Genomic DNA, 8,931 nt, shown 5'->3' with positions numbered 1-8,931 from the left:
TTTAATACAAAGCAAAAAATAATATTTAGTTAATGAAAAATCCAAATAATTTATTATAATGTATATAAAGCAATTTTGTAAAAAATTCAATATCAAACAAAATTTTGAAAGGAGTTGAAAACAATAAAGAAAATAGTAAAAAAAATACTGCATATGAAATATCGCTTTGAGAGAACATATGGAACAATAGAAGTTGGCAATATAAGTTCAAGGGCAGCAGAGGTAGCATTTTATTTACTGCTTAGCTTATTCCCGTTTTTATTATTTACGATAAGTGCAGTAGTTTTTATACCGATTATATATTTAAATAGATATATAAATATAATAGAGAGCTTGATACCTTCGAGTGCATTTGTAGTAATCAACAGTTTAATTAGATCAGTTATAGGAAATAGAAGTTTTAAACTTTTAATAAGCAGTTTCTTCTTAGCTATATGGTCTATGTCAAAGGCGGTAAAATCATTGATAAGAGGGATTAATAGATCTTATGGAGTTAATGAAAATAGGTCGTTTTTTAAGGTATTATTTATTTCAATGATTTTTTCAATTATGTTATTATTACTTATTTTAATATCAATGATTTTACTTATAGGTGGAGAAAAGATAGGTACTTTTGCGTTTGATTTAATAGGGCTTGACAAGTATTTTATCTATATATGGAATATCCTGAGATATAGTGTGGGGATATTATTCGTTATAATTATATTGGTGATACTTTATACTGCTATGCCAAATACAAAAATGAGAATTGCAGATTCCATCCCTGGTGCTGTGCTTTCTACGTTTTTATGGATTGCAGTGACTTATGGTTATTCGTTTTATGTTAACAACTTTTCAAACTACGATGTAATTTACGGCAGTTTAGGTGGTGTAATCGTGCTTATAACATGGCTGTATTTGAGTAGTTGGACGATTTTATCTGGGTCTGAGGTCAATGCAAGGCTTTTATATAAAAAGCGAAATAGGACTGGAATAAAAAGGAAAAATAATACAAAAGAATGTTGACAATTTTCTGATTATATCATATTATATTATTAACTAATTTAATTAAAAAAGGCAATGAATAGGAAGAGTAAATCTAATTCGGTTTCCAGAGAGGAAAATTTATGAGCTGTGAGATTTTCTAAATTAGAGGGATTGAAAACTACCTAGGAGCTGTGGTCTGAAGTTTTAAGATTTTTCTTATTTTAGTAAGACTTACCGTTAATCGCGTTAAGATTTTGAGTGGATTTTTATCAAATTAGGTGGAACCGCGGGAATACATCTCGTCCTTTTTTACAAGGACGAGTTTTTTTATTTCAACTTATTATCTTAAGAAACGTACGAAGTCGTTGGCGATATGAGCAGAGTGAATTTTTATTCTAAGAAAATTAGTTCGAGGGTAAGCCTCTTTTTTAATACACAAAATCAATAAATAATATAAAGAAATTACTAGTAGGAGGTAAAAAAATGAAACTAGGGATATTAGGATATGGAACAGTAGCAAGTGGCTTAGTTGATATCATAGATAACAACAAGGATAAGAGGGATATAAGTATAGAAGGAATACTTGTCAGGGATGTAAGCAAGCATGCCCACAGAAAACATTCTGATGTTTTAACATCGGATATAGAAGATATATTTAATAAAGATGTAGATGTAATAGTAGAATTACTAGGGGGCTTACATCCATCTTATGAATATTTAAAAAGAGCGTTAGAAAATAAAATTAATGTAGTAACTGCAAATAAAGATATGTTGGCAGAGTTTGGCGGAGAATTAGTAAGTATTGCTAAGGAAAATGGAGTTTGTATAAAATTTGAAGCATCTGTCGGTGGTGGTATTCCAGTTTTAAAACCATTGATAGAATCACTAGAAGGAAATGAGATTGACTCTATATCTGCAATATTAAATGGAACTACTAACTTCATTTTATCAAAAATGTATGATGAAAATTTATCTTATGATGAGGCTTTAAAACAAGCTCAAGAGCTTGGATTTGCTGAGGCTAATCCGGAGTCTGATGTAATGGGATATGATGCAGGTAGAAAGTTATCAATCTTATCTACTTTATCATTTAAAAAGAGAATATACTGGAAAGATTTCTATCTTGAAGGAATAAACAATATAGAGCCAAAGGATATAGAATATGCGAAACAACTTGGATGCAAAATAAAATTAGTTGGACGTAGCAAAATACACGATGGCAAGGTAAATGGATATGTTAGACCAGTTTTAGTTGGAAATGACGATATAATATCTAAAATAGACAATGAGTTTAACATAATTGTAGTAAATGGTGATTTCTTAGGAGAGGTATCATTTGTTGGTAAAGGCGCTGGAAAAGATGCTACAGGAAGTGCAGTTTATGCTGATGTACTCGATATATATGATCATCGTCTAAATAATGTAGATGCATTTATTAAAGAAAAAGTAGATGTAGACAAAGTTGTATCACATGAATGTCAAGCTTTACTTAGATTTAAAAATCCACAACAAGACAAGATAATATCTGTATTAAAAGATAAATTAATAAGTTCTAAAATAATAGCTCAAGATGATGAATTAGCGGTTGTTGTAAATGCACCTTCTGAATGTGCTATAATTTATTTTTAAAATAGGATTAAATTCGTGAAAGATATCTTACAAGATAATGACGTTATTATATTGAAATAGTTTCTATCATATACATAATTAGTTAAAATTAAATTTTAATCTTAAATTTACATAATTGACAATAATTCCCATAAGCATTACACTATTAATAATTAAAAGATAAAAGGGTGAATATCTTTGTGATAAAAAAGATAACTGCATTAATTTTATCCTTGTCATTATCTTTATGTTCAGATGCAGCTTTTAGTTTTGCAGATAATAAAGATATAAAGGAAGATACATTATATGAAAATATGATGAAGCAAAAAAAAAGCACAATTATAGAATTGGAAGATTTAAGCATTAAAGAATTAACAAAACTTAGAGACAAGGCTTTAGATGAAAATTTAAGTATGTCCTCATATGATATGAGTTACCGCAAAGAAGGTATATTAGACCCAAACTGGGATTTTGGTCTAGTAGGATTTCTGAACAATAATTACGGTGAATTAACAGAAAAAGAAAACTTAATAAAACAAATTCAACTTATAGAATATGCAACTTTATACAAAGATGTATTAGATCCATCTGGGGAAGTTTTTAAAGTATTGAATGAAGATTATCAAATATCAGAGTATTTAATTAAGCATGGGAAAACTTACGAAATTTCTACACAAGAAAACTTAGAATTTTTAATAGAAAATATAGAAGATGTAGTAGACTATGTTGATTTTGATGCAAAAACAGTAGTAGAAATTATAGACCCAACTATAAAAGGATCTTTTATTTCAAATGATGAGATAAGAGATTTAAACAAGCAATTAAAAGAAAAGTCTTTCGAGAAAGATTTAGATAATACTATTAAAAAGGATATTCAAGCTTTTTAAAGAAACTAAAAAAAGCTTTTTAAAGAAAATCTATTAATTCTTTAAAAAGCTTTTTTATGTTTTAAACTCTTAATATCGATATTGTATATATCAATAATTTTTAAATAATTTAAGTATGTTTTGTAAATTTTCACGGTCTATTTTCTCCTACTAGTCATTTTAAGTCATAAGTTAACTATTTTTTAGAATCTCCTTCATTGCCCAAACTGCAGCAACTATAATTATTGTCCACGCTACTAACATAAAAACCCAAGCTATACCTGTCATAGTATCCACTCCTTTCTTACTTACTTCTATTATATTAGAAATTTTCTGAAAATTGTGTGTTTATACGCATATTTTACCCTTCATTAACATAATGTATGATGTTTTTACGGTTTTTTAACATTAATTGATACTCTTCTTAACCCTTTTTTAACAGACTAAATTTTAAATTATAACTAAATTCGCTACGCTCAGGCGCGGGCGGCTTCGTCCGTTGCTTAGTATCCCCTTCGTCATAGTAATCGGCTCCTTGTCTTTTTAGAATAAAAAAGACTTATTGCATATCCCCAATACAATAAGTCTTTTCTTGTGATTTAATATTTTGATATAAATTAGTTTTATTTATTTATTATAATTGCAAATGTCATTAAATAAAAATTAAAATTTTAGCTTATTTTTTGACCACTTCTTGATTTATGTTTTTCATCGTATCCTTTTAATATTCTTCTCATTGCTATTCCTTCTGTTATAAATATAGTAGCCCATACTGTTAACATAAAGCCCCAAGCCATACTTGTCATATTAATTACCCCCTTTATTTCTTACATTTAACTTTTTGTAAATTTAAGTTTGATTTCATATTTCTTAAGATAAATTATAAGTTTTTATAAATCTAATTTCTATCGATATATTAACTTAAAATATCACAATATTAACACAATTCAATAAAATAAAATAATTTTTTACTGTTTTTTGTTATATTTTATAATTATTTTCACTTTGAGTTTGTAGTTTATATAACAATACCTAGCGATATAGATCTAAATTGCCTTCTTCGTCAAAAGGTATATCAAATAATTCAGATTCTTTTTTTACTTTTGATTTATCTACTGCGTTTTCAAATGCAGATTTACTCATATAAATTTCGTCTAATTCCTTTGTGTTGTTTATTATAACTAATTTTATATCTTGTATGTTTTTAACTCCACATAGTTTTACACAACCTTGAAATACGTATTTATCGTTGTCTAATACGAGTGGAAGTTTTACACTATTTGGTTCTGTGGATGTAATGGCGTTTATATAAGTAGATTCAAAATCTATCTTTCTAAAAAACTTTTTAGATACAAAATCTGCAAGTCCCATGCCATTTCCATTTCCGCCTGATTTTTCACTTATATCTAAAAAACCGAGTTTTACTGTATTTGGCCCACCACTGGCGGCATTTGTGTGAAATCTGCCCACTATATTTGTGTCGACTCCTGTGCCGCTTATGTTTTTTCCTATTTCGTTTACAATAAGTACATCTATATCATCTAAATAAATCCTAGGCATAAGGCGTTTTGATTTTTCTAGTATCTTTGGCTCTTCTTGCAGTATTTCATCTTTATTCAGTACAAATACATCTGCTACTTCATTGTATCCATTTTCTATACTAGCAACTCCACATATTATATTTAAGTTATTTATTGCTATTTTTCCTACTTCAACTAGATTTTCTGCCATATTTTCATATCTAAGAAAATGTGTCATATCGGCTCCTTTTCTCTTTGCAAGGCCGATCGCCATCATCTTAATCAATCCGCTTTCGTATTTACCTCTAAATGAGGTGTGGAGTTTAACTCGATTTAATAAGATAATTCCATCTGCATTTGCCGCGTTTTTATCGATATAGACGGACAAATCTTTAGATGTCCTTCCTACTTCTACAACATCCATAGAAGAAATTATCTCGCATCCTACAGATTTCTTTGTTATGCCTAGTTTTTTGAGCATATTTTCTTGTCCCTCTGATGTTCCTCCTCCATGACTCCCCATAGATGGCACTATAAACGGAGTTGCACCACATTTTTTTACAAAGCTCACTATAGTCTTCATAAGCTCTTTATAAGAACTTATACCCCTACTTCCCCCAGTTATCGCAATCTTCATCCCCGGTTTTATCTTGTCTTTAATATTTTTATAAATTAGCTTTTGATTTAAATCACCCTCAACATCATCTAGCTTAGTATTGTCAAATGTCTGGCTTACTTTCATAATTTGAGGAAGATTTATATTATCTAGTATTTCGTTTATTTGAGACATATTATTTTACACCTACTTGCTTTGTAACTATAAGGTCGCTGTCATAACCCATTATATTTTTCACAACTATATCTCCTACTTCTACTGGAGCTTTTAGTTTTATATTTTTGATTATATCCATAACGTCAAATATCTTATCTTTTGGGATAGGGTTAGTAAGCCTTACACTTACAAGTGGGAGTTCTCCATTTAATAAAATCACAGAAGAGGCTATATTACGTCTTGGGTCAGTTAGTTCTTGAACTACGTATTCTCTTCCCTTTCTACATCCCTCTCCTTCAATATTTTTTACATCTTTTCCTTCATACTCAACTTCTATTTCACATCCATTTGGACAAACTATACATGTAAATTTTCTATTCACTTATAATCACCTTCAAATCCCCATTTTCTTTTATTTCATCTTTTGAAATTTTTATTTGAATCATCTCAGCTGGTATCGCCTTTTTGTATTTTTTAGTTTTTATAACTTCATCATCTTGAATTATATCGACCCTACATTCTTTAAAAGGCTTTCTAACTCTAAATGAAAGTATAAAATCCTTAGTTCCACTTATCTTTTGTGGAATTGTGTGGTTTATATTTTCGCCAGACTCTATATTTATATCACACTGTTTTAATTTGCCGTCATTTATATATTCACAAACGTGATCTGCTAGTCTTTCAGCTTCTAACGATACAAAGTCGACTAAGTCGTGTACTTGAAGTACGTTTCCCGCTGCGAAAATACCTTCTACTGAAGTTTGGTAGTTTTCATCTACTACTGCACCTTTTGTTCTTTTGTCTAATACTACACCTGCTTTTAGTGATAATTCATTTTCTGGAATAAGCCCTATTGAAAGTATCAAAGTATCACATTCGTATCTTTTTTCTGTTTGTGGAATTATTTTTCTAGTTTTTTCGTCTACTTCACTTACTACAACGGCCTCAAGTCTGCTTTTTCCTTCTATGTTAGTTATAGTGTGGCTTAAATATAGAGGTATGTTGTAGTCGTTTAAGCACTGCTCAATATTTCTTGGAAGTCCATTTGCATATGGTGAAAGCTCAACAACTGCCTTAACATTTGCTCCTTCTAGTGTGAGTCTTCTCGCCATAATAAGACCTATATCACCTGAGCCCAAAATTACTACGTTTTTTCCAACCATAGTATTAGTCAAGTTTATATATCTTTGGGCAACTCCGGCGTTGTATATTCCTGCAGGTCTCGTTCCTGGAGTTGAAATTGCTCCCCTTGTTCTCTCTCTACATCCCATAGTCAAAATAACAGCTTTAGCTCTGTATTGTTTTAAGCCTTGTCTTGTAGCAGCAGTGACAACTTTATCTCTATTTATATCTATAACTGTGGCATCTGTAATGTAATCTATTTTCTCTTTTTCAACTTCTTTTATAAATCTATAGGCGTATTCTGGACCGCTTAATGTTTCTTTAAATCGAGTAAGACCAAAACCATCGTGAATACATTGTTTTAATATACCGCCTAGTTTATCTTCTCTCTCGACAATAAGTATATCTTCTATTCCCTTGTGTTTTAGCTCTAGAGCTGCTGCAAGGCCTGCAGGGCCGCCCCCAACTATTACAACGTCTTTATTTTCAACCATTACTCTCTCACCTTCCCAACAAACATATTAGAACCTTCTCTTGAATAAATCACATCTTCTCTATTTTTATGTTTAACTTCTTCTAATAGACCTGCTATTCTCGTTTCACAATATCCACCTTGACATCTTCCCATCATAGCTCTGCATCTGTATTTTATTCCTGTTAAAGTTTCAACTCCTAGTGGATTATTTATAGCTTCAATAATTTCTGCTTTTGTTATAGTTTGGCATCTGCAAATAACTTCGCCATAATCTGGATTTTCTTTGATTAATGCTTCTTTTTCTTCAATTGATTTGTCTACAAATGTGACTATAGGCTTTCTAATTGGATTGAAGTTTTCGTTTTCTGTAAGTTTTTCTTTTTGTTTCAATAAAGATACTACGTATTTTGCAATTGGAGTTGAGCTTGTAAGCCCTGGTGATTCTATACCGACTAAATTTATAGTGTTTGGAACTTCATCTCTCATTTCTATTACAAAATCGTGGTATCCACCTTCTTCTTTTGAGGCGAGTTTTGGTCTAATTCCCGCAAAATTTCTTATGAAATCCTCTCTTTTTATATGTGGGAATATTCTTGCCCCGTCTTTAATTAGTAAGTCCATTATCTTTTGAGTAGCAGAATAATTGTCTCTTTCTTCTATATATTCACTACTTGGTCCGATAAATACATTACCGTCTATTGTAGGAGTTAAGTGGATTCCAAGCCCACCTTCTTTTGGATTTGGAACTGGATATGCTGGAAGGCTCAATTTTGAGCCTACTTTTTCATCTAATATAAAATACTCTCCCCTGCATGGGTGGATTGTATAATCGTCTATTCCAATCATTTTTGAGATTTTATCGCTGTAAAGTCCTGCTGCATTTACAACCCATCTAGCTTTATATGTATCTTTTACTGTTTTTATATTGTAAATTTCATCTATCCTATTTATATCTATTACTTCATTTGCAAAATAATACTCTACCCCATTTTCTGCTGCATTTTCAGCAAGAGCTATTGTAAGTAAAAATGGATTTAAAATACCTGTAGTTTTAGACCACATTGCAAATTCACCGTCGATATTTGGCTCAATTTCTTTTATTTTGTCCTTGCCTATTATCTCAAGACCCTTAACACCGTTTTTTTCGCCTTGCTCTTTCATAGCTATAAGTTTTTGCTTATCTTCTTCATTAAATCCTACAACTAGTTTCCCACATCTTTTAAACGGTACTCCAAGCTCATCTGCAACTTGGTCAAAACCTTGATTTCCTTCAACACAAAACTTAGCCATAAGTGTACCTGGCTTGTTATTAAACCCTGCATGCAGTACCCCTGAGTTTCTCGCACTCGTCTCATTACATACATCTAATTCTTTTTCTAATACTCCTATTTTTAAATTATATCTAGACATTTCCCTGGCAATAGCATTTCCCACAACGCCAGATCCGATTATTATCACATCATATAATTTGTCCAACTCAATGTCCCCCTTTGTGCGAAAAGATATTCGCAACCTTTATTTTATTTTTTATTTTATACTTATTTTTCCAATTTTTCATCAATTTTAGCATATTTTTTTATTTATATGAGAATTTATATTTTT

Annotated in this window: 8 protein-coding genes and 1 other annotated feature; of the genes, 3 read left to right on the top strand and 5 right to left on the bottom strand. The window is 30.6% G+C overall.

Annotated features, from left to right (window positions below):
- Positions 1–114 precede the first annotated feature (114 nt).
- The 3 genes from I4U58_RS10860 to I4U58_RS10850 all read left to right on the top strand — a co-directional run bounded on the left by I4U58_RS10860 (position 115) and on the right by I4U58_RS10850 (position 3,461).
- The gene (locus tag I4U58_RS10860) at positions 115–1,005 is read left to right on the top strand and encodes a YihY/virulence factor BrkB family protein (RefSeq protein ID WP_195931366.1); all 891 of its coding nucleotides are present in this window, start codon (positions 115–117) and stop codon (positions 1,003–1,005) included.
- Positions 1,006–1,050: 45 nt separating this feature from the next.
- Positions 1,051–1,276, top strand: a binding site (T-box leader).
- Between the two features lie 173 nt (positions 1,277–1,449).
- Positions 1,450–2,595 (top strand): homoserine dehydrogenase, encoded by a 1,146-nt coding sequence (locus I4U58_RS10855; protein ID WP_243269614.1) that lies wholly within the window; start codon positions 1,450–1,452, stop codon positions 2,593–2,595.
- 179 nt (positions 2,596–2,774) lie between these two features.
- Entirely contained in the window at positions 2,775–3,461 is a 687-nt protein-coding gene (locus I4U58_RS10850) for a hypothetical protein (RefSeq protein WP_195931365.1), read from the top strand.
- A gap of 650 nt (positions 3,462–4,111) precedes the next feature.
- On the opposite strand, the gene I4U58_RS14275 is transcribed toward I4U58_RS10850, so the two are convergent.
- The 5 genes from I4U58_RS14275 to I4U58_RS10830 form a co-directional block, all read right to left on the bottom strand.
- The gene (locus I4U58_RS14275; protein ID WP_279325561.1) at positions 4,112–4,246 is read right to left on the bottom strand and encodes a hypothetical protein; all 135 of its coding nucleotides are present in this window, start codon (positions 4,244–4,246) and stop codon (positions 4,112–4,114) included.
- A 226-nt stretch (positions 4,247–4,472) separates the two neighbouring features.
- Positions 4,473–5,750 carry a lactate racemase domain-containing protein gene (locus tag I4U58_RS10845; RefSeq protein ID WP_195931364.1) on the bottom strand — a complete coding sequence of 426 codons (1,278 nt, stop codon included), beginning with the start codon at positions 5,748–5,750 and terminating at the stop codon, positions 4,473–4,475.
- 1 nt (position 5,751) lies between these two features.
- Positions 5,752–6,114 carry a DUF1667 domain-containing protein gene (locus I4U58_RS10840; protein ID WP_195931363.1) on the bottom strand — a complete coding sequence of 121 codons (363 nt, stop codon included), beginning with the start codon at positions 6,112–6,114 and terminating at the stop codon, positions 5,752–5,754.
- Positions 6,107–7,348 carry an FAD-dependent oxidoreductase gene (locus I4U58_RS10835; RefSeq protein ID WP_195931362.1) on the bottom strand — a complete coding sequence of 414 codons (1,242 nt, stop codon included), beginning with the start codon at positions 7,346–7,348 and terminating at the stop codon, positions 6,107–6,109. Before I4U58_RS10835 ends, I4U58_RS10840 begins: the two co-directional genes overlap by 8 nt.
- Positions 7,348–8,805, bottom strand: a complete 1,458-nt coding sequence (locus tag I4U58_RS10830) for an NAD(P)/FAD-dependent oxidoreductase (protein WP_207743871.1) — start codon at positions 8,803–8,805, stop codon at positions 7,348–7,350. The genes I4U58_RS10835 and I4U58_RS10830 overlap by 1 nt, the downstream gene beginning before the upstream one ends.
- Positions 8,806–8,931: the final 126 nt, after the last annotated feature.

This window comes from Clostridium sp. 1001270J_160509_D11 (genome assembly GCF_015667935.1).
Taxonomy (GTDB): domain Bacteria; phylum Bacillota; class Clostridia; order Peptostreptococcales; family Peptostreptococcaceae; genus Intestinibacter.
Note: the sequence above shows the minus strand (reverse complement) of the source record. Positions and strands in the feature narration are given on the sequence as shown.